Below are 19,964 nucleotides of genomic sequence, written 5' to 3'. Positions count from 1 at the left end.
GCGGGGCGGCGACGGTACGCGGGGAGCGCGCCCGGCGCCCGACGACCGGGGGCCGTGGTCGCCCTCTCGGGGCTGTGATCCGCGCTGGGGCGGGGCCGACCCGACGCCGTTCCCCGCCGGGGGCGGGCCCATCGGTCGGGGCGGCCGAGCCGACGAGACGCCGCCCGCCGGAGGCACCTGCGGGCTGGACGGCCGCGACGGGGCTTCGCCCGGCCGCGGGGGCACGGGACGGCGCCCGGGCATCGGGGGCCGTCCCGATACCGGGCTCTGAGTACGGGACGGCGGCAGGGCCTCGCCGGTCTCGGCGGTCCCGCCTGACGGAGGAACCGCGCCCGGCGCAGGGTCCCGTTCCGGCATGGAGGGGCGGCCCGACGAGGGCTGGGCGGACGAGGGCCTGCTCGGCGACGAGGGCTGGGGCGACGACGGCCGTCCCGGCGTCGAAAACTGATCCGGCGTCGAATGCCGTCCCTGGGACGAAGACTGGGCCGGAGTTCGCAGCCAGTCCGAAGACGACGACTGATCCGGCGACGGCAGCTGTCCGGCCGCCGGCGCCTGAGCCGGGGGCGGCACATGGCCCGGCCTCGGTGGCTGGGGCGGGGTTTGCGAGTCGTCCGGGGAAGGTGGCTGGTTCGGGTGGGGCGGGGTTGCCGGGCGGGGTGGGGCCGGTGGGCGTGGGGGAATTGAGGCGCGGCGCGCTTCCGTGCTCATGCACCCCCCGTTTCCTCGTACCCGGGCCGTCGGCTCGCCTCGGAGCTCTTCCGGGACCTTGCAGCTGTCGCGGGCGGGGAGGGCGTCCGTTCGGGTCGCCCGCCACGGGCACGCATACCCGCGCCGGGGGGCCGTCACCCCGGGCGCACCCCGCCCGGGCAAGGTCGTTCCTCCCTGCGTGCGCGTCACTCTACGGGTTGACGCAGGCTTGGCGGGAACCAGTCCGCAGGCCCGGGGCATCTGCCCGGATCGTCCCCCTACCCTGCGGTAATCCTGTCTGGCAGGCTTCGGTCATGACTGCCCGCGCCGCAGACCGGGCCCGCTACGACCGGGCCACCACTCACCTCGACGCCCCTGTCGCGATCGTGGATCTGGAGGCCTTCGACGCGAACGCGGACGATCTCGTCCGCAGGGCCGGCGGCAAGCCGGTCCGTGTCGCCAGCAAATCCGTCCGCTGCCGCGCCCTGCTCGAACGCGTTCTGGCCCGGGACGGCTTCGCCGGAATCATGTCCTTCACCCTCGCCGAGTCGATCTGGCTGGCCCGCTCCGGCTTCGACGACATCCTGCTCGCCTACCCGTCCGCCGACACCAAGGGCTTCGCCGAGCTGGCCTCCGACCCCAAGCTCGCCGCCGCCGTGACCGTGATGGTCGACGACCCGGCCCAGCTCCACTTCATCGACGAGGCACGCCAGGGCGGCACCGAAGTCGTGCGCGTCTGCCTGGAGTTGGACACCTCCCTCCAGTTGCTCGGCGGGCGGGTCCGGGTCGGCGCCCTGCGCTCACCGCTCCGCTCCCCCGCCCAACTCGCCGAGATGGCCCGCGCGGTGACCCGGCGGCCCGGGTTCAAGCTCGTGGGGATCATGGCGTACGAAGGTCACATCGCCGGTGTCGGGGACGCGGTCGACGGGCGGCCCTTCCGTTCGCGTGCCGTCCGCCTGATGCAGGCCACCGCCCGCAAGGAGCTCGTCCAGCGGCGCGCCGAAGTCGTCCGGGCCGTACGGGCCGTGGAGCCGGACCTGGAGTTCGTGAACGGCGGCGGCACCGGCAGCGTGCAGCACACGGCGGCCGAGGACGCGGTCACGGAGATCGCCGCGGGGTCGGGACTGTACGTGCCGCGGCTCTTCGACAACTACACCTCGTTCAGCGGGCGTCCGGCCGCGCTGTTCGCCCAGCCCGTCGTCCGCCGGCCGGGCGTCGGGATCGTGACGGTGCTGGGCGGCGGCTATCCGGCGTCGGGCGCCCCGGGTCCCGACCGGCTGCCCGTGCCCTACCTCCCGGAAGGGCTGAAGTACGACCCCCAGGAGGGTCCGGGCGAGGTGCAGACCCCGCTGATCGGCGCCCCCGCGGACGATCTGCTCATCGGCGACAAGGTGTGGTTCCGGCACGCCAAGGCCGGGGAGCTGTGCGAGCGGTTCGACACGCTCCATCTGGTGGCCGGCGACTCGGTGACGGCGGCCGTCCCGACGTACCGCGGGGAGGGGCACACCTTCCTCTGACGCCCGCGGCGCCTACTGGGACGCGCCGATGCTGCTGCCCACACCCCCACCGGTGTCCGCGTCGCCCACCGGCCGGATCCCCTTGGTGATCCTCTCCATGTCGGAAAGTGGCGGCCCGTCCTCGCCCGCGTCGAAGGCGAACCGGACGATGACCAGCGCCTGGGAACCCGTGCTGGACGGAAACGCCAGCGACTGGACGTAACCCCCGGGCCCCGCCTCGGTCTTGACCAGCCAGCGCACGAGGTACCCGGCACGCCCGGCGACGGCGACCGGGCCCGCCTTCACCTGCTGATGCGAGTCGATGCCGTTGTAGGGGCGCCGGTTGACGAGGTCACGGTCGTACGCGCTGTCCGCCGCGTCCTCGATGTCCTGCTTGGCGAGGACCTCCGGGGACTTCTCGTCGTTCCCGGTGACCGTGCGCGAGACGACCCGGCCGCGGCGGCACAGACCGGGGTCGCCGGGGCAGTCGTACGTGCCCGGAGTCGTCATCACGACATCGTCCTCGACGACGTTCTCCGGTCTCGCCCAGCCGTCGGGCAACGGGAGCGTGATGCCGTTGAGTTCGTCCACGACGACCGCCGGATCGTCGGCGTCCGGTTCGTCGGACGGTGGCTCGGAGGTGGTCACCGAGGGGGCCGGGGTGGTCGGCGTGGTGTTCACCGCCGCGTCGACGGTGTCGTCGCTCCGGGCGAGGATCACGGCGCCGGTGACGATCGAGGTGACCAGGACGGCTCCGGCGACGACGAGGGCGACGGCCTTGGCGCGGCCGGAGTTCGCTTGTGGGAACTCCGGCCGCGCCGAGGGCTGTTGGGGTATCTCGGGCTCGCGCCGGTGGTCGGTCCACGCGGTCCCGTCCCACCAGCGCTCGACGTGCGGGTACGACGGGTCGCGGTACCAGCCGGGCGGAGGCGTGCTGTTCATCCCGGCACTCTAGAACCCCGCTACAGCGGCGTGACGTACGCGCCCGAGATTCCGCCGTCCACCAGGAAGTCGCTGGCGTTGACGAACGAGGAGTCGTCGCTGGCGAGGAAGGCGACCGCCGCGGCGATCTCGTCCGCCTCCGCGAACCGGCCGACGGGGATGTGCACGAGGCGGCGTGCGGCCCGCTCGGGGTCCTTGGCGAACAGCTCGCGCAGCAGCGGGGTGTTGACCGGTCCGGGGCACAGGGCGTTGACCCGGATGCCCTCCCTCGCGAACTGCACGCCCAGTTCACGGGACATGGCCAGCACACCGCCCTTGGAGGCCGTGTACGAGATCTGCGAGGTCGCCGCGCCCATCCGAGCCACGAAGGACGCCGTGTTGATGATGGAGCCCTTGCCCTGGCGCCGCATGTACGGGATCGCGGCCTTGCAGCACAGGTAGACGGAGGTCAGGTTGACGTCCTGGACGCGCTTCCAGGCCTCCAGGCCGGTGTCCAGGATGGAGTCGTCGTCGGGCGGTGAGATGCCCGCGTTGTTGAAGGCGATGTCGACGGAGCCGTAGGTGTCGTACGCCGTTTTGAAGAGCGCCTCGACCTGCTCGGGGTCGGTGACGTCGACCTTGACGAAGATCCCGCCGACCTCCTCGGCGGCCGCCTTGCCGCCCGTCTCGTCGATGTCGCCGCAGACGACATGGGCACCCTCGGAGGCGAGCCGGCGCGCGGTGGCCAGGCCGATGCCGCTGCCGGCGCCGGTGATGACGGCGGTACGGCCGACGAGGCGGCGGCAGATGATGTCCGGGGTCGATGCGGTCACTGTGCGGGGCCCTCCGTACTGATGAAGACGTTCTTGGTTTCGGTGAAGGCGGTGAGGGCGTCCGGGCCGAGCTCGCGGCCGATCCCCGACTGCTTGAAGCCGCCGAAGGGGGTCCAGTAGCGGACGCTGGAATGGGAGTTGACGGACAGGTTCCCGGCGCGGACGGCCCCCGAGACGCGCAGGGCGCGGCCCACGTCACGGGTCCAGATGGAGCCGGAAAGGCCGTACTCGGTGGCGTTGGCGAGCCGGATCGCGTCCGCCTCGTCCTCGAAGGGCAGGACGACGGCGACCGGGCCGAAGACCTCCTCGACGGCCACGCGCGCGTGGGGCTCGACGTCGGTGAGGACGGTGGGCGGGAACCAGAAGCCCGGGCCCTCGGGGGCCTTGCCGTGGATACCTGGCGCGTCGGCGGCGACGTACGAACGCACGCGTTCCAGCTGGACCCTGGAGATCAGCGGGCCCATCTGGGTCCGCTCGTCGGAAGGGTCGCCGACGACGACGGACTCGACGGCGGGGGCGAGGAGTTCGAGGAAGCGGTCGTACGCGGAGCGCTGGACGAGGATGCGGGTGCGGGCGCAGCAGTCCTGGCCGGAGTTGTCGAGGAAGGCCATGGGAGCCGCAGCGGCGGCGGCCTCGATGTCGGCGTCGGCGAAGACGATGTTCGGGCTCTTGCCGCCGAGTTCGAGGGTGACGCGCTTGAGGAGGGCCGAGCCCTTCGCCAACACCTGTTTGCCGACGGCCGTCGAGCCGGTGAAGACGATCTTCGCGACGCCGGGGTGCTCGACGAGCGCGTTGCCCGCGACGGGACCCGCACCCGGGAGCACCTGGAAGAGGTCCTCGGGAAGACCGGCCTCCAGGGCGAGTTCGGCCAGGCGCAGGGCGGTGAGTGGTGTCGTCTCGGCCGGCTTGAGGATGACCGCGTTCCCGGCCGCGAGCGCCGGAGCGGTGCCCCACGCGGCGATCGGCAGGGGGAAGTTCCAGGGGGCGATGATCCCGACGACGCCGAGCGGTTCGAGGATCGTGATGTCCAGGCCGCCGTGGACGGGGATCTGGCGGCCGGTGAGGCGCTCCACTCCCCCGGCCGCGTAGTCGAGCAGATCACGGACGTTGCCCACTTCCCAGCGGGCGTTGCCGATCACGTGTCCGGCCTCGCGGACCTCCAACCGGGCGAGTTCTTCCAGGTGTTCGTCGACAACGACGGCGAAGCGCCGCAGCAGCCGGGCGCGCTCCCCGGGTGCGAGGGCGGCCCACCTGGCCTGCGCCTTTCCCGCCCGTACGACGGCGGCGTCGACGTCCTCCGGGCCGGCGCCCGGGACGGTGGCGATGACCTCCTCGGTCGCCGGGTTGAGGACGTCCAGTTCGTACAGGTGCGACAACTTCGGCCTCACAGACGTTCGAAGGAGCGGCGCAGCTCCCAGTCGGTCACCGCGGCGTCGAAGGCGTTCAGCTCGACGCGCGCCATGTTGCGGTAGTGCGCGACCACCTCGTCGCCGAAGGCGGCCCGGGCGACGGGGCTGTTCTCCCAGAGCTCGGCGGCCTCGCGCAGGGTGGTCGGGACGTGCTCGTACCCGGCGGTGTACGCGTTGCCCGCGCACGCCTCAGGCAGCTCCAGCTTCTGCTCGATCCCGTACAGACCGGCCGCGACGAGTCCGGCGACGGCCAGGTGCGGGTTGACGTCACCGCCGGGGAGCCGGTTCTCGAAGCGCATCGAGCGGCCGTGGCCGACGACGCGGAGGGCGCAGGTGCGGTTGTCATAGCCCCAGGCGACGGCGGTCGGGGCGAAGGAGCCCGGCTGGAACCGCTTGTAGGAGTTGATGTTCGGGGCGTAGAGGAGCGAGAAGTCGCGGAGCGCGGCGAGCTGCCCGGCGAGGAAGTGCCGCATGATCTCCGACATGCCCCCGGGGCCGTCCCCGGCCATGACGTTGCTGCCGTCCTTGTCGGCGAGCGAGAGGTGGATGTGGCAGGAGTTGCCCTCGCGCTCGTTGTACTTCGCCATGAAGGTGAGCGAGACGCCCTCCTGGGAGGCAATCTCCTTGGCGCCGGTCTTGTAGATGGCGTGCTGGTCGCAGGTCACGAGGGCCTCGTCGTACTTGAAGGCGATCTCGTGCTGGCCGGGGTTGCACTCGCCCTTGGCGGACTCGACGACGAGGCCCGCGGCCTGCATGTCGTTGCGGATGCGGCGCAGGAGCGGCTCGATCCGTCCCGTCCCCAGTACCGAGTAGTCGATGTTGTACTGGTTCGCTGGCGTGAGGTCCCGGTAGTGGGCGTCCCAGGCCTGCTCGTAGGTGTCCTTGAAGACGATGAACTCGAGTTCCGTGCCGACCTGTGCGGTGAGGCCGAGCTCGGCGAGGCGGTCGAGCTGGCGGCGCAGGATCTGGCGGGGCGCGGCCACCACCGGGGAGCCGTCGTTCCAGGCGAGGTCGGCGATGAGCAGGGCCGTACCCTCGTTCCAGGGCACCCGGCGCAGCGTGCTCAGGTCGGGGTGCATGGCGAAGTCGCCGTATCCCCGCTCCCAGGAGGACATCTCGTACCCGTCGACCGTGTTCATCTCGGTGTCGACGGCGAGGAGGTAGTTGCAGCCCTCCGTACCGTGTTCGAGGACCTCGTCGAGGAAGAAGCGCGCGGCGAACCGCTTGCCCTGGAGCCGGCCCTGCATGTCGGGGAAGGCCAGGACGACGGTGTCGATCTCGCCGCCCGCGACGAGGGCGTGCAACTCCTCGACGGTGAGCGGGGGTGTGCGGTCTGCCACCGGAAAAGCCTCCTTGGGTCAGCCGAGAGTCATAAGGTATTGCTGAGAACCATTGCTTGGGAAGGGGGCACGACCAGATGACGCAGGCGGGTCCTGAGGGCGCTCCGGGCGGCGTGGGCGGCGGTCCGGCGGGCCTGGACGACCGGCTCACGCCGGTGCTGCGGCCGGTGCGGGCGGGCAACGGTTTCGAGGAGGCGCTGGAGCAGATCCTCCAGGTGGTCCGGCTCGGTCTGGTGCCGGGCGGCGAACGGCTGCCCGCCGAGCGGGAGTTGGCGGAGCGGCTCGGGATCAGCCGGGTGACGCTGCGCGAGGTGTTGAAGGTGCTGCAGGACCAGGGTCTGGTGGAGTCGCGGCGCGGCCGGTACGGCGGCACGTTCGTGCTGCCGAGGGCCGACGCGCCCGGCGAGCACGAGCTGCGGCGTCGGTTCGCCGAGGTCGACATCGAGGACGTACTGCGCTTCCGTGAGGTCCTCGAGGTGGGTGCGGCGGGCCTGTGCGCGGCCCACGGCCTCGACGACGAGCAGGCCGACCGGCTGCGCGAGGCGCTCGCCCGCACGCACGACGCTCCGCTGGCCGACTACCGCCGCCTGGACACCATGCTCCACCTCACCCTCGCCGAACTGTGCGGCTCCCCCTCGCTCACCGCCCAGTACGCGGCCGTACGCGCCTCCGTGAACGACCTCCTCGACTGCATCCCGCTCCTCGTACGCAACCTGGAGCACTCCCAGCGGCAGCACATCGCGCTGGTCGAGGCGGTGCTCGACGGGGACGCGGACGGGGCGCGGGAGATGATGCGGGAGCACTGCGCGGGGACGGCGGCGCTGCTGCGGGGGTTCCTGACGTGAGGCCGCGGGAAAGGTATCGGGACGTTCCATTGAGCTCGAAGGAGGCGGCGTGGACAGGCCGTTGATCGGTGTGAGTACCTATCTGGAGTCCAAGGCGCGCTGGGGCGTCTGGGAGCTGGAGGCGGCGTTGCTGCCGGTCGGCTATCCGCGGCTCGTGCAGCAGGCCGGCGGGCTCGCCGTGATGCTGCCGCCGGACGATCCGGCGTACGCGTCGGAGGCCGTCGCCCGCCTCGACGCGGTGGTCGTCGCGGGCGGGCCGGACGTCGATCCCGCGCGCTACGCCGCCGAGCGCTCCCCGCGCACCGGGCCGCCCGCGCCGGAGCGCGACGCCTGGGAACTCGCCCTGATCCATGCCGCGTTGGCCTCCGGCACCCCGCTCCTCGGCATCTGCCGGGGCATGCAGCTCCTGAACGTCGCCCTCGGCGGCACGCTCGTCCAGCACCTCGACGGGCATGTGAAGGACATCGGGGTGTTCGGGCGCCATGACGTGACCCCGGTGCCCGGGAGTCTGTACGCCGGTGTCGCGCCGGAACCGACCGCCGTACCGACCTATCACCACCAGGCGGTGGACCGTCTCGGCGCCGGCCTGCTGCCCTCGGCACACGCCCTGGACGGCACGGTGGAGGCCATCGAACTTCCCGGGCCCGCCTGGGTGTTGGGCGTGCAGTGGCATCCGGAGATGGGTGAGGACCTGCGGGTCATGCGGGCGTTGGTCCAAGCCGCTTCCTGAGCCATTCCAGGGCCGCGTCGCCCTGGGCGCGCTGGAAGGGGCGCAGGGTCGGCAGGCCCGGGGGCGGCGGCTGCCGGGAGTGCTGGACGAAGAAGCCGGCGAGGCCCGCAAGGGTGGCCGTGACGCCGGCCGGGTCGGCGTCCCTGCCCAGCGGGTGGGCGGTGAACAACTCCTCCGGGTCCGGGCCGCCCTGGGCACGGACGCACGGCAGCATCACCAGCAGGTCGAACCAGGGCGCGGCCCTCATGGCGTGCGGCCAGTCGACGAAGACCACGCGCCGGTCTTCCGTGAGGAGCAGGTTGTCCGCGCGGAGATCGCTGTGCGCGAGGGTGTCGCCCGCGGCGAAGTCGCCCCAGGGGGCGGAGAGTTCGGCCAGCTCGCGCAGATGGCCCGCGGTCCACGGGTCGAGGCCTTCGCCGGTGTCGCCCTCGTCGGTCATGTGCTGCCAGCCGCGGAAGGAGTCCGCCATCGCTTCCGTCACCGGTGGTGCGTCCACCGGTGACGGGGTGAGGCTGCGGCTCAGCTCGCCCACTGCGTCGAGGACCAGCCTCAACTCGGGCTCACGCCAAGGGACGTGTGGCTGGCGTCCCTCCACGTCCTCGAAGACCAGGGCTACCCAGGTGCCGTCGTCGTAGCTCCCGAGGAGGCGGGGGGCGGGGGTGCCGGGTGGCAGCGCGGCGGCGTTTCTCGCCTCCCTGCGGTGGAGTGCGGGGCTGTGGGGGTTCGTGTCGGCGCTGACCGCCTTCACGAACGCGCGGTGGCCGTTCGCCGTGGTGACGCGGGCGGCTACGCCGGGTGAGAAGCCGCCGTGCTGGGTGACGGCCTTGGTCACCTTGGCGCCGAGCACCTGCGCGACTGCCTCGCGGACGGGGTGGGGTAGGTCTCCCCACGGGGTGCGGACGCCTGCGGCGGGCGGGGCGGTCGGGGTCATGTCCCGCATGGTGCGGGGGGCGAATCGGGTTGCGCCAGCGGTTTTTCGCCCCTCCGCCCCTACCCGTCCCGTACCTGGGGGCTGCCGCCCCCAGACCCCCGCTATCGGCCTGAACGGCCTCGTCCTCAAACGCCGGACGGGCTAAAAGATCTCTAGCCCCGGCCGGGGAAAGATTCAGCCCCTCCGGCGTTTGAGGAGCGGGGGTTTGGGGGCGGAGCCCCCAAGTGACGGGAATGGGTAGGGGCGGAGGGGGCGAAAAACCACCCCCCTCACACCCCCCGCGTAAGCGACAACAGATCCCGCGCCGGCCCCGTAGGCCGATGCCCCGTAGGCCACACCGCCCGCAGGGACCGCCGCAGTTGGACGTCGGACAGCGGAATGCTCACCAGCCGGTGAGCGGAGAGCTCCTCGCCGAGGGCCAGTTCGCTGAGGACCGCAGGCCCCGCACCGCTGACGACCGAGGCCTTGACCGCCGTCGTGGAGGACAGCTCGATGAGCGGCCGGGCAAGGCCGCCGAGGGCCGTGTCGAGGACCTGCCGGGTGCCCGACCCCTCCTCACGGAGGATGAGCGGCGTGGACGCCAACTCCGCTGCGGACAGAGGCGACCGACGACGCGCCCACGGATGACTCGGCGCCGTCACCACGATCAGCCGGTCATGGGCGATGACCGCGGAGTCGAGGCCGGCCGGCACGGACAGCCCCTCGACGAAGCCGACGTCGGCCTCGCCGGCGAGAAGGCGTTCGGCGACGGCCGCCGAGTTCCCGGCGAGAAGGGACACCGCCGTGTCCGGCCGCTGCGCGCGGAGCGCGATGAGCCACCCCGGCAGGAGGTACTCGGCGATCGTCATGCTCGCCGCGACCCGCAGCCGCGAGTCACGACGGTCCCGCAGCGCCTGCGCCCCCGCATCGAACGCCTCGGCCGCCTCCACCACCCGCCGCGCCCAGTCCGTGACGAGCGCCCCCGCGTCCGTGAGGCGAGACCCGCGCGGTGAGCGGTCGACGAGGGCCACGCCGAGTTGGCGTTCCATCGAGCGGATCCGGCCGCTGGCCGCGGGCTGTGTGATTCCCAGTTCGCGCGCGGCCCGCCCGAGACTCCCCAGCCGGGCCACCCCGAGCAACAACTCCATCGCCCCCAGGTCCGGCACCCGGTGCGCGATTCCCGTCCGCTCCTCAGCACTGCCACTCATAAACCCAGCTTATGCCCTCATAGAACGGTGCTCCCTGGTGGGGATCGCACAGCGGCGGGACGGTGGACACATGGTCACCGCAGTCCAGCACGTCACGCCGTTCCCCAAGGCCGGAACCCCACGCGCCACCACCCTCCGGCACCTCGGCCCGAACTGGTACGCCTCGGTGATGGGCACCGCGATCGTGGCCACGGCGGGCGCCGGACTCCCCGGTGCCGTGCCGGGCCTGCGGACCCTGTGCGCCGCCGTCTGGGCGCTGTCGCTCGCAATGCTCGTGGTCCTGCTCGCCGCCCGGACCCTGCACTGGACGCACCACAGCGACCAGGCCCGCGCCGGCCTCCTCGACCCGGCGACGGCCCCGTTCTACGGCTGCCTGTCGATGGCCCTCCTTGCCGTGGGCGGCGGCGCCCTGGTCGTGGGCCAGGACTGGATCGGCACGGAGGCGGCCGTCGCGCTGGACGCCGTCCTGTTCAGCGCCGGTACGGTCGTCGGTCTCACCTGCGCGGTGGCCGTCCCGTACCTCATGGTGGTCCGGCACCGTATCGAGCCCGGTCAGGCGAGCCCGGTATGGCTGCTCCCCGTCGTGGCCCCGATGGTGTCCGCGGCCCTCGGCCCCCTGCTCGTCCCCCATCTCCCGGCAGGGCAGGCGCAGGAGACGCTGCTCCTCGGCTGCTTCGCGATGTTCGGGCTGAGCCTGCTGGCCACCTCGCTGATGCTGCCGATGATCTTCGCCAGGCTCGTCACCGGCGGCCCGCTCCCGCTCGCCCTCACTCCGGCCCTGTTCCTCCTGCTGGGCCCGCTGGGGCAGTCCACGACCGCGGTCGGCAAGTTCGCGGACTTCGCGCCCGGCGTGGTGCCCGCACCGTACGACCAGGGTTTCGGCACTCTCGCCGTCCTCTACGGCGTCCCCGTTATGGGCTTCGCGCTGCTCTGGCTCGCCCTCGCCACCGCGATGGTGCTGCGCGCCCGCCGCCGGGGCATGGGCTTCTCGATGACGTGGTGGGCGTTCACCTTCCCGGTGGGGACCTGTGTCACCGGCGCGGAGGGGCTGGCCCGGCACACCGGCCTCGTCGCCTTCGACGGGCTCGCCATCGCGCTGTACGTCCTGCTCGTGGCCGCCTGGTCGGTGGCCGCCGTCCGCACCGCCCGCGGCCTGGTCAGCGGCGAGCTGCTCGCAGCGCCTCGGCCAGCAGCCGCGGCGCCTGCGCCAACGAGGGCCCGTACCAGGTGAGCAGACGTCCGTCGACGAGCGCGCAGGGCACTCCCTCGAACGCCTCGGGTCCGTCCTCGGCGGTGAAGCGGTACGGCTCGTCGGGCAGGACCACGAGGTCGGGGCCCGCTGCCCTGAGCTCGGGCAGCGGGATGCGCGGATAGCGGTCCTCGTGGTGCGCGTACAGGTTGTCGACGCCCAGTCGGGCCAGTACGTCCCCGGCGAAGGTGTCCCGGCCGAGCACCATCCAGGGCCGCCGCCAGATGGGCACGATCGCGGTCGTACGACGGTCGGGAACCACCGGCTCCGCCCACGCCTCCTCCGCCTCGTCCAGCCAGCGCGGCCGGGCCGAAGCCCCGCACGCCCGCAGCACCCGCTCCAGTTCGCGGAAGGCCCCCGGCACGTCCCGTACCTCGGTGACCAGGACCTCGATGCCCGCCGCGCGCAGGGCGGTCAGGTCGGGGGCGCGGTTCTCCTCCTCGTTGGCGACGACCAGGTCGGGGGCGAGCCGCACGATGCCCTCGACGTCGGGGTTCTTGGTGCCGCCGATCCGGACGACGTCGAGGTCCGCCGGATGGCTGCACCAGTCCGTGGCGCCGACCAGGGCTCCGGGCAGGGAGAGGGCCACGGCCTCGGTGAGCGAGGGCACCAGCGACACCACGCGAGGGGCGTCAGCGCCTGCCAACGTTGTGGCGGTCCTCCACCGCGTCGATGTGGTCGGCGACCTCGACCACGATCACCCGGGTGTCCGGCACGGTCGCCCGCCACCGGTGCCGCACGCCGCCCGTCAGATACATCGTGTCGCCGCGCCCGAGGCGATGGGCGCGGCCCTCCGCCTCGACCTCGACGGCGCCGTCGACGACGTACATCAACTTGTCGTTGCGGAGCTGGAGTTCGCGCCCCTCGTCGTGGTCGCCGGTGAACTCGGTGGCGTGCAGCTGGTGGTGACCGCGCACCAGGGGGCGCACTCGCGCCTCGGGGGCGTACTCGGCGCTGTCGGCGCGCACGACGTCGACGCTGCACGCCGGGTCGGCCGCGGCGAGCAGCTCGACGGCGGTGGTGCCGAGCGCGTCGGCGACCCTCTCCAGGGAGCTCTTGCTGGGCCGGGCCCGCTCGTTCTCGACCTGGCTGAGAAAGGGGACCGACAGGCCGCTGCGCTCGGCCACGACGGCGAGGGTGAGATCCAGTGCACGGCGGCGCCGCCGTACTGCCGCGCCCACCCGAAGGGGCTGTTCTTTGTGGTCGCCCATCGCTCCGGCTCCCTCCCTTGAATCGTCGGTCCGCCGCTACTACGGCTACTGCTTCGGGCCACTACTTCTGATGAGTTGTTTGCACCCTACGCATGTTCGGCAAACCGTTTCACGCACCCGTCACATCGCCGACACATGGAAGGAGGGTCAGGGTTACAGTTCGCGCCAATAGAGGAGCTGGCCCGCTTCCCCGGGCGCCGCGCCCTCGCTCGGGACGAAAACGCTGACCAGCAGGGCCGGATGCCCCTCCGGGTCGGTGAGCAGGGTCGCGGAAGGATTGGCGAAGGCCTGGCTTGCGCCGTGGGTGCGCAGGGTCAGCCGGTCGGCCCGTCCGGTCGCCGGATCGTAGGCGTACGTCCGCCAGCTCCCGAAGTCCTCGCGCCTCCGCTGCCCCTCTATCAAGACCAGCTCGCCGCCACCGAGTTCGAGGGACGAGCGGTCGCCTATGTTGCCGCTGGTCCCCCAGGCCTCCAGCGCCCGGTCGAGGCGCTGGTCGGGCTCGGCGTGCCAGGTCGTGAAGTCCCTGAGTGTGGCCCGGAGTTGACGGTCGGTGTCGCACCGCGCCCGGTAGTGCCCGGTGAGTTCGACCGTGCCGTCGTGCACGGAGGTGATGTCCGGCGTGCCCTCGGCGCAGCGCGAGAGAGTGCGCGGCGCGTCGTAGGCGCGGGCGGCCTTCCCGGCCAGCAGGGCTTCGAGATCGACGTAACCGCGTACCGCTATGTGGTTGTCCGGATCCTTCTCGTACGCCAGTACGTAGCCACCGGCGCCGTCGGCGGCGAGCGTGGGCTGGCTGGTGCCCGCGCCGAAGTCGTGGCGGCGGGTCCAGGTGCGCAGGTCCGTGGAGGTGGCGACGGCCGAGTGGAAGCGGCCGTCGGCGAGGGTCGAGTGGTAGACGGCGAGATATGTGCCGTCCGGCGTCCGGATGATCTGCGCGGTGTCCATGGTGCGGCCGGTGTCGTCCCGCAGGTCGTACGCGTAGCCGTCGGCCTCCCGTACGTCCCCGACGAGCGAGGCGAGCCTCGCCGTGGCGGCGGACGCGGGCTCCGCGCTCGCGCCCGGCGGCACGGCCGTCACCAGCACCACGAGGAGGGCGACGAGATGGCCGGAGCGGAGGAGAGATCGCACGGGGGTCTCACAGAAACACGGGGAAGGGGAGAGCCGAGCGTACGGAGGAGTCGCGGGCCCGGGGAACTCCGCGAGGGGTGGCCTTCGCCACACGGGACACGGGACCCGTGCGACGAAGGGCCACCCCTCGCCGAACCACCTGCGAACTTGCGGACTACTGCGGAGTCATCCGCTCCACCATGTCCGGGTGCTCCTTCAGCCACGCGGCCACGGCGTCCTCCTCATGCCCCTGGCCCTGGTCCTTGATCTCGGCCTCCAGGCTGCCGAGCTCGGCTTCGCTCATCTTGAAATTCTTGATCCACTCGGTGAGCTGCGGGTACTGCTCCGGGAAGTCCTTGCTGGAGATGGTCCGGATCGTGTTGCCCTCGCCGAACAGCTTCTTGTCGTCCGCGAGCTTGGTGAGCTCGTACTCGCTGTAGGCCCAGTGCGGGGACCACAGGACGACGGCGACGGGCTCCTTCTTGGCGTACGCGCGCTTCAGCTCGGCCAGCATCGCGGGCGTGGAGCCGTCGACGACCTTGTACTCCTTGTCCAGGCCGTAGCCGGGCAGCACCTTCGTCTTGAGCAGGTTCATCTCGCCGGTGCCCGGTTCGATGCCGATGATCTTCCCGCCGAAGGTGTCGCCCTTGCCCTTGAGATCCGCGAGGGACTTGACGTCCTTCACGTACGACGGGACGGCGATCTCCAGTGAGGTCGGTTCGTACCAGGTACCGAGGTCTCTCAGGTCGTTCTTGTGCTGATCCCAGTAGTTGGACTGGGCGTACGGCAGCCAGGCGTCGAAGTTGAGGTCGAGGTCACCGGAGGCAAGGCCCGTGTAGACGGGGCCGACGTCCATCTGCTTCATGTTCATCGTGTAGCCGCGCCGGGCCAGGACGTTCTTCCACAGGTAGGTGACGGCGACGTCCTCGTCCCAGGGGAACCAGGCGACGTCCAGCGCGCGCTTGGTCTCGGCACTGGCCGTGGCGGTCTTCACCGGGGCCAGCTTGTCGACGACCCCGGGGTTCTTCTTCAGCCAGGCGCGCACGGCGTCCTGCTGCTTGCCCTGGCCGGCCTTGTTGATCTCCGACTCGAGGCTGGTGAGCTGCTGCTCGGTCATCTTGAAGTTCTTGAGCCACTCGCCGACGACCGGGTTCTCCTCGGCGAAGCCCTTCCGGGAGAGCGTGTGCACGCCGTCACCGGAGCCCCAGGCGGCCTTCGGGTCCTTCAGCTTCTTCAGGTCGTAGTCGCTGTACGCCCAGTGCGGCGACCAGAGCGTGACGACGACGGGCTCCTTCTTGGCGTACGCGCGCTTCAGCTCGGCCAGCATGGCGGGCGTGGAGCTGTCGACGACCTTGTATTCCTTGTCGAGCCCGTACTCCTTGAGCACCTTGGTCTTGAGCAGGCTCATCATTCCGGCGCTGGACTCGATGCCGGTGATCTTGCCGCCGAACTCGTCGGCTTTGCCCTTGAGGTCCGCCAGGGAGTTGATGTCCTTCATGTACGAGGGCACGCTCAGCTCGAGCGAGGTGGGGCCGTACCAGGAGCCCAGGTCGTCGAGGTCCTTGCCGTACTTCTTCCAGTACTCCGCGTGCGTGGTCGGCAGCCAGGAGTCCGTCTCGAAGTCGATGTCGCCCTGGGCGAGCGAGGTGTAGAGGGGGCCCGCGTCGAGCTGCTTCGTCTCGACCTCGTAGCCGCGCTGCTCCAGGATCTCCTGCCACAGGAAGGTGGAGGCGACGCCCTCGTCCCACGGGATGTAGCCGATGCTGATCTTCTTGCCCTGGCCGACGTTCTTGCCGTCGGCGGCGGTGGACGTCGAGTCCGTGCCGCCGAAGATGCCCATGCCGCCCGCGACCAGCGCGAGCACGACGACGCCGACCACGGCCACGGCGGGGCGGGGGCGGTAGGTCCAGATCTTCAGGCCCTGCGCGGCGCGCAGCCTGGCGGCGGCGCGGCGGCCCAGCGGCGAGACCTGGGTGCCCAGGGCGCTGGTCATCCGGTCGAGGTAGATCGCGAGGATGACGATGGCGACGCCCGCCTCGGAGCCGAGGCCGACGTTCAGCTGGCCGATGGCCTGGTTCACGTCGCCGCCGAGGCCGCCGGTGCCGACCATGCCGGCGATGGCGGCCATGGACAGGCCCAGCATGATGACCTGGTTGACGCCCGCCATGACGCTGGGCAGGGCCAGCGGCAGCTGGATGCGCAGCAGTGTGTTGCGGGGGGTGGTGCCGAACGCGTCGGCGGCCTCGACGAGGTCCTTGTCGACCTGCCGGATGCCCAGCTCGGTCATACGGACGCCGGGGGCCAGCGCGAAGATCAGGGTGGCGACCATGCCCGCGGGGGCGCCGGTGCCGAAGAACAGGATGGCCGGGATGAGATAGATCATCGCGGGCAGTGTCTGCATGAAGTCGAGCACGGGGCGCACGACGCTGCTGACCCTGTCGGAGCGTGCCGCCCAGATGCCCACGGGCACCGAGATGACGAGCGCGATCAGTGTCGCCACGAGGACGAGCGAGAGGGTCACCATCGCGTCCTCCCACAGTTCGAGGGAGTCGATGAAGGCGAATCCCACGAAGGTGAGGACACCGGCGGACGTACCGCGCAGCCAGAACGCGATCACGGCGAAGATGCCCGCGAGGAGGAGCGGCTGCGGGGCCTGGAGGACGGCGTTGACGCCGTCGTAGGCACCGTCGAACACGGTCTTGAGGAAGTCGAAGAACCACGCCATGTGGTTGAGGAGCCAGTCGACGGTGTCGTTGACCCAGTCACCGAACGGAATCCTAGGCATGGACGGCCACCTTCCCGTCCGGGTTGTCGCAGGGCGCGGGGTCGGCTGCCTCGTCGCCGAGGAAGCCGAGCAGTCGCTGGCGCTGCACGACACCGATGACTCGGTTGGCCTCGTCCACGACCGAGACGCGGTGCGACAGACGGGCGCTGATCGCGCACAGTTCCGCGAACGGTGTCTCGGCGGTCGCGGTCTCGCAGGCGCAGAGGGGGGCCTCGCGCGTGACCGAGGTGTCCATGAGCGCGCCCGCGGTCAGGACACGGGAACGGTCGACGTCCTGGGTGAAGGAGGCGACGTAGTCGTCCGCGGGGCGCACCAGGATGTCCTCGGCGGTGCCGATCTGGACGATGCGGCCGTCGCGCATGACGGCTATCCGGTCGCCCAGGCGCATGGCCTCGTTGAGGTCGTGCGTGATGAAGACGATGGTCTTCTTGAGCTTCTTCTGGAGTTCGATCAGCTGGTCCTGCATGTCGCGGCGGATCAGCGGGTCGAGGGCGCTGAAGGACTCGTCCATCAGCAGCAGATCGGCGTCGGTGGCAAGCGCGCGGGCCAGGCCAACGCGCTGCTGCATACCGCCGGACAGCTCGTCGGGCCAGGACTTCTCCCAGCCCGCGAGGCCCGCCAGTTCAAGTGCCTTGGCGGCGCGCTCGTTGCGCTCGGCGCGCGGCACGCCCTGCACCTCAAGGCCGTACGCCGCGTTCTCGCGGACACTGCGGTGCGGGAAGAGCGCGAAGTGCTGGAAGACCATGCTGATCTTCCTTGCCCGAACCTCGCGCAGTTCGCGGGCGCTGAGCTGCGTCAGGTCCTGGCCGTCGAAGCGCACATGGCCCCCGGTCGGCTCCAGCAGTCCGTTGAGCATGCGCAGCAACGTCGACTTACCGGAACCGGACAGGCCCATGACGACGAAGATCTGGCCCGGCTCCACCGTGAAGGAGGCGTCGATCACCGCGGCGGTGATGCCGTCGGCGCGCAGTTCCTCACGGTCGACTCCTTGCTGGAGTCGCTCCATCGCCTCTTCGGGTCGTCTGCCGAACACCTTGTACAGGTGCTCGGCTTCTAGCCTGGATGCCACGTGTGCCTTTCGGTCGGACGGTTTGAGCGCTGCGACGGTGGAGCGCTTGAACGGCTGGTCCGTCGAACGTCGTTTGCACGACGGTTGAAGACGCAACCGGCTCTGCTCAGAAGCGGCGCCTGCCCCCGCTTATGCGCAGCAAACACAAGAGTGGTTCAGGTCACGTTGTGGGGCGGTCGCTGTCAGTGCCGTACGGCATGATGCGAAGGGTGACCAGACGCCTGATGCTGCTCGACACCGCCTCCCTGTACTTCCGGGCCTATTTCGGGGTTCCCGACTCCGTGAAGGCCCCGGACGGCACGCCTGTGAACGCCGTGCGCGGGCTGCTGGAATTCATCGACCGCCTGGTCAAGGACCACCACCCGGACGACCTGGTGGCCTGCATGGACGCGGACTGGCGCCCGCAGTGGCGGGTCGATCTGATCCCGTCCTACAAGGCGCACCGCGTGGCGGTGGAGACCGAGACAGGCCCGGACGAGGAAGAGGTGCCGGACACGCTGTCCCCCCAGGTGCCCGTCATCGAGGACGTCCTGGACGCGCTCGGCATCGCGCGCGTGGGCGTCCAGGGGTACGAGGCGGACGACGTGATCGGCACCTTCGCCGGACGCTCCACCGGCCCGGTCGACATCGTCACCGGCGACCGCGACCTGTACCAACTGGTCGACGACAAGCGGGGAGTCCGCGTCCTCTATCCCCTCAAGGGCGTCGGCATGCTCCAAGTCACCGACGAGGCATGGCTGCGCGAGAAGTACGGCGTCGACGGCCCGGGTTACGCGGATCTGGCGCTGCTGCGCGGCGACCCCAGCGACGGACTGCCCGGTGTCCCCGGCATCGGGGAGAAGACGGCGGCCAAGCTGCTCGCCGAATTCGGTGACCTGGCCGGGATCATGGCCGCCGTCGACGACCCGAAGGCCAAGCTGACGCCCTCGCAGCGCAAGCGCCTCGACGAGTCACGGCCCTACGTCGCCGTGGCACCCACCGTCGTCAAGGTCGCCGGCGACGTCCCCCTGCCGGACGTCGACACCGCGCTGCCGCACACGCCGCGCGATCCGGCAGCCCTGGACGAACTGGCCGTACGCTGGGGTTTGGGCGGTTCGTTGCACAGGTTGCTCTCGACTCTTCAGGTTTGAGGTGTTAACTAGAGAGAGGTGCTAACTTAGGCAAGCCTAAGCACAGTGAATTGGGAGGCCTTCATGGCAGAGCGTCCGGAGCGCAGGACCCCGAAGCCTCACTCCGCGCTGGTGGTGCGGACCGAGCGGCTGACCCCACACATGCAGCGGGTCGTCCTCGGCGGCGAGGGCCTCGCCGAATTCACCGTCGGCACCAGTACCGACCATTATGTGAAGCTGCTGTTCGGCGCCGAGGGCGTCACCTACCCCGAGCCGTTCGACATGAAGGTCATCCGCGAGGAGTTCCCGCGCGACCAGTGGCCCGTGACGCGCACGTACACGGTGCGCCACTGGGACGCCGAACACCGCGAGCTGACCCTCGACTTCGTGGTGCACGGCGACGAGGGCCTCGCCGGCCCCTGGGCGGCGAACGTCCAGCCGGGCGAGCTCGTACGGTTCATGGGCCCCGGCGGCGCCTACGCACCGGACGCGAGCGCGGACTGGCATCTGCTCGCCGGTGACGAGAGCGCGCTGCCCGCGATCGCGGCCGCCCTGGAGGCGCTGCCCGACGGCGCCGTGGCGCACGCCTTCGTCGAGGTCTCTGGGCCCGAGGAGGAGCAGAAGATCAACTCCGACGTGGACGTCGTCTGGCTGCACCGAGGCGGTCGGCCCGTCGGCCAGGCGCTCGTCGAGGCCGTCCGCTCGCTGGAGTTCCCCGAGGGCCGGGTGCACGCCTTCGTGCACGGCGAGGCGGGCTTCGTGAAGGAGCTGCGCCGGCTGCTGCGGGTCGAGCGCGAGTTCTCGCGCGAGGACCTGTCGATCTCCGGCTACTGGCGGCTCGGACACAACGAGGACGGCTGGCAGGCGACGAAGCGGGAGTGGAACGCGCAGGTGGAGGCGGAGCAGGAGGCGTCCGCCTGATCGCCCGGAGACGTGCACGGCGGAAGGCGGCCACGCTCGGGTGACCGCCTCCTGAACCGCCGTACGGGACAAGCCTCGTACCAGCGCAGCGCGTGCTGAGCGCTCCGCTGGAAGTGCCACGATGTGCCCTTGCTCGT

General features: G+C 71.1%; 17 protein-coding genes. 6 read left to right on the top strand and 11 right to left on the bottom strand.

The features are described 5' to 3' along the window. Positions 1–1,001 precede the first annotated feature (1,001 nt). Entirely contained in the window at positions 1,002–2,204 is a 1,203-nt protein-coding gene (locus tag OG246_RS23865) for an amino acid deaminase/aldolase (RefSeq protein WP_266467169.1), read from the top strand. Between the two features lie 12 nt (positions 2,205–2,216). Here the strand turns inward: OG246_RS23865 and OG246_RS23860 are convergent, their stop codons facing one another. Genes OG246_RS23860 through OG246_RS23845 form a run of 4 tightly spaced genes read right to left on the bottom strand, consistent with a single transcriptional unit; the run spans position 2,217 to position 6,686 of the window. Beyond that, positions 2,217–3,125: a DUF2510 domain-containing protein gene (locus tag OG246_RS23860; protein ID WP_266467166.1), complete on the bottom strand. Its 909-nt coding sequence runs from the start codon at positions 3,123–3,125 to the stop codon at positions 2,217–2,219. 20 nt (positions 3,126–3,145) lie between these two features. Beyond that, the gene (locus OG246_RS23855) at positions 3,146–3,937 is read right to left on the bottom strand and encodes a 3-oxoacyl-ACP reductase (RefSeq protein WP_266467163.1); all 792 of its coding nucleotides are present in this window, start codon (positions 3,935–3,937) and stop codon (positions 3,146–3,148) included. Continuing rightward, the gene (locus OG246_RS23850) at positions 3,934–5,313 is read right to left on the bottom strand and encodes an aldehyde dehydrogenase (RefSeq protein WP_266467160.1); all 1,380 of its coding nucleotides are present in this window, start codon (positions 5,311–5,313) and stop codon (positions 3,934–3,936) included. The genes OG246_RS23855 and OG246_RS23850 overlap by 4 nt, the downstream gene beginning before the upstream one ends. An 8-nt stretch (positions 5,314–5,321) precedes the next feature. After that, positions 5,322–6,686, bottom strand: a complete 1,365-nt coding sequence (locus OG246_RS23845; protein ID WP_266467156.1) for a glutamine synthetase family protein — start codon at positions 6,684–6,686, stop codon at positions 5,322–5,324. A 77-nt stretch (positions 6,687–6,763) separates the two neighbouring features. Here OG246_RS23845 and OG246_RS23840 point away from each other — a divergent pair, with 77 nt between their 5' ends. Beyond that, positions 6,764–7,531: a FadR/GntR family transcriptional regulator gene (locus OG246_RS23840; RefSeq protein ID WP_266467153.1), complete on the top strand. Its 768-nt coding sequence runs from the start codon at positions 6,764–6,766 to the stop codon at positions 7,529–7,531. Positions 7,532–7,580: 49 nt separating this feature from the next. Next, positions 7,581–8,261: a gamma-glutamyl-gamma-aminobutyrate hydrolase family protein gene (locus OG246_RS23835; RefSeq protein ID WP_266467150.1), complete on the top strand. Its 681-nt coding sequence runs from the start codon at positions 7,581–7,583 to the stop codon at positions 8,259–8,261. Here the strand turns inward: OG246_RS23835 and OG246_RS23830 are convergent. Then, positions 8,230–9,192, bottom strand: a complete 963-nt coding sequence (locus tag OG246_RS23830; RefSeq protein WP_266467148.1) for a phosphotransferase family protein — start codon at positions 9,190–9,192, stop codon at positions 8,230–8,232. The genes OG246_RS23835 and OG246_RS23830 overlap by 32 nt on opposite strands. Before the next feature lie 269 nt (positions 9,193–9,461). Continuing rightward, positions 9,462–10,379, bottom strand: coding sequence for a LysR family transcriptional regulator (locus OG246_RS23825; protein ID WP_266467145.1), 918 nt, complete (start codon positions 10,377–10,379; stop codon positions 9,462–9,464). Between the two features lie 70 nt (positions 10,380–10,449). Here OG246_RS23825 and OG246_RS23820 point away from each other — a divergent pair, with 70 nt between their 5' ends. Continuing rightward, complete coding sequence (locus OG246_RS23820) at positions 10,450–11,610, top strand: TDT family transporter (RefSeq protein ID WP_266467143.1); 1,161 nt, start codon at positions 10,450–10,452, stop codon at positions 11,608–11,610. Here the strand turns inward: OG246_RS23820 and OG246_RS23815 are convergent. The 5 genes from OG246_RS23815 to OG246_RS23795 all read right to left on the bottom strand — a co-directional run bounded on the left by OG246_RS23815 (position 11,537) and on the right by OG246_RS23795 (position 17,797). Next, a complete protein-coding gene (locus tag OG246_RS23815) occupies positions 11,537–12,274 on the bottom strand; it encodes a helical backbone metal receptor (protein WP_266467139.1) in 738 nt (245 codons plus the stop codon). The two genes, OG246_RS23820 and OG246_RS23815, sit on opposite strands and share 74 nt — an antisense overlap. Next, positions 12,261–12,839 carry an XRE family transcriptional regulator gene (locus OG246_RS23810; protein ID WP_266467137.1) on the bottom strand — a complete coding sequence of 193 codons (579 nt, stop codon included), beginning with the start codon at positions 12,837–12,839 and terminating at the stop codon, positions 12,261–12,263. The genes OG246_RS23815 and OG246_RS23810 overlap by 14 nt, the downstream gene beginning before the upstream one ends. A gap of 153 nt (positions 12,840–12,992) precedes the next feature. Next, positions 12,993–13,964, bottom strand: a complete 972-nt coding sequence (locus OG246_RS23805; protein ID WP_266467134.1) for a hypothetical protein — start codon at positions 13,962–13,964, stop codon at positions 12,993–12,995. Positions 13,965–14,118: 154 nt separating this feature from the next. Beyond that, the gene (locus OG246_RS23800) at positions 14,119–16,728 is read right to left on the bottom strand and encodes an ABC transporter permease/substrate binding protein (RefSeq protein WP_266467131.1); all 2,610 of its coding nucleotides are present in this window, start codon (positions 16,726–16,728) and stop codon (positions 14,119–14,121) included. Continuing rightward, positions 16,721–17,797 (bottom strand): glycine betaine/L-proline ABC transporter ATP-binding protein, encoded by a 1,077-nt coding sequence (locus OG246_RS23795; protein ID WP_266467127.1) that lies wholly within the window; start codon positions 17,795–17,797, stop codon positions 16,721–16,723. The genes OG246_RS23800 and OG246_RS23795 overlap by 8 nt, the downstream gene beginning before the upstream one ends. A gap of 200 nt (positions 17,798–17,997) precedes the next feature. On the opposite strand from OG246_RS23795, the gene OG246_RS23790 reads away from it, so the two are divergent. Both OG246_RS23790 and OG246_RS23785 read left to right on the top strand, forming a co-directional pair. Further along, positions 17,998–18,927, top strand: coding sequence for a 5'-3' exonuclease (locus OG246_RS23790; protein WP_266470844.1), 930 nt, complete (start codon positions 17,998–18,000; stop codon positions 18,925–18,927). A gap of 63 nt (positions 18,928–18,990) precedes the next feature. Continuing rightward, the gene (locus tag OG246_RS23785) at positions 18,991–19,827 is read left to right on the top strand and encodes a siderophore-interacting protein (RefSeq protein ID WP_266467124.1); all 837 of its coding nucleotides are present in this window, start codon (positions 18,991–18,993) and stop codon (positions 19,825–19,827) included. Positions 19,828–19,964 lie beyond the last annotated feature (137 nt).

The organism is Streptomyces sp. NBC_00620, from assembly GCF_026341825.1.
Taxonomy (GTDB): domain Bacteria; phylum Actinomycetota; class Actinomycetes; order Streptomycetales; family Streptomycetaceae; genus Streptomyces.
This window is presented reverse-complemented; position numbering and strand designations above follow the sequence as displayed.

What these genes read in the sequence shown, in the direction of transcription:
- OG246_RS23800 (WP_266467131.1), bottom strand. Translation starts at nt 16,728, where the DNA reads ATGCCTAGGATTCCGTTCGGTGACTGGGTCAACGACACCGTCGACTGG.
- OG246_RS23785 (WP_266467124.1), top strand. Translation starts at nt 18,991, where the DNA reads ATGGCAGAGCGTCCGGAGCGCAGGACCCCGAAGCCTCACTCCGCGCTG.
- OG246_RS23825 (WP_266467145.1), bottom strand. Translation starts at nt 10,379, where the DNA reads ATGAGTGGCAGTGCTGAGGAGCGGACGGGAATCGCGCACCGGGTGCCG.
- OG246_RS23810 (WP_266467137.1), bottom strand. Translation starts at nt 12,839, where the DNA reads ATGGGCGACCACAAAGAACAGCCCCTTCGGGTGGGCGCGGCAGTACGG.
- OG246_RS23790 (WP_266470844.1), top strand. Translation starts at nt 17,998, where the DNA reads ATGCGAAGGGTGACCAGACGCCTGATGCTGCTCGACACCGCCTCCCTG.
- OG246_RS23820 (WP_266467143.1), top strand. Translation starts at nt 10,450, where the DNA reads ATGGTCACCGCAGTCCAGCACGTCACGCCGTTCCCCAAGGCCGGAACC.
- OG246_RS23860 (WP_266467166.1), bottom strand. Translation starts at nt 3,125, where the DNA reads ATGAACAGCACGCCTCCGCCCGGCTGGTACCGCGACCCGTCGTACCCG.
- OG246_RS23840 (WP_266467153.1), top strand. Translation starts at nt 6,764, where the DNA reads ATGACGCAGGCGGGTCCTGAGGGCGCTCCGGGCGGCGTGGGCGGCGGT.
- OG246_RS23865 (WP_266467169.1), top strand. Translation starts at nt 1,002, where the DNA reads ATGACTGCCCGCGCCGCAGACCGGGCCCGCTACGACCGGGCCACCACT.
- OG246_RS23830 (WP_266467148.1), bottom strand. Translation starts at nt 9,192, where the DNA reads ATGACCCCGACCGCCCCGCCCGCCGCAGGCGTCCGCACCCCGTGGGGA.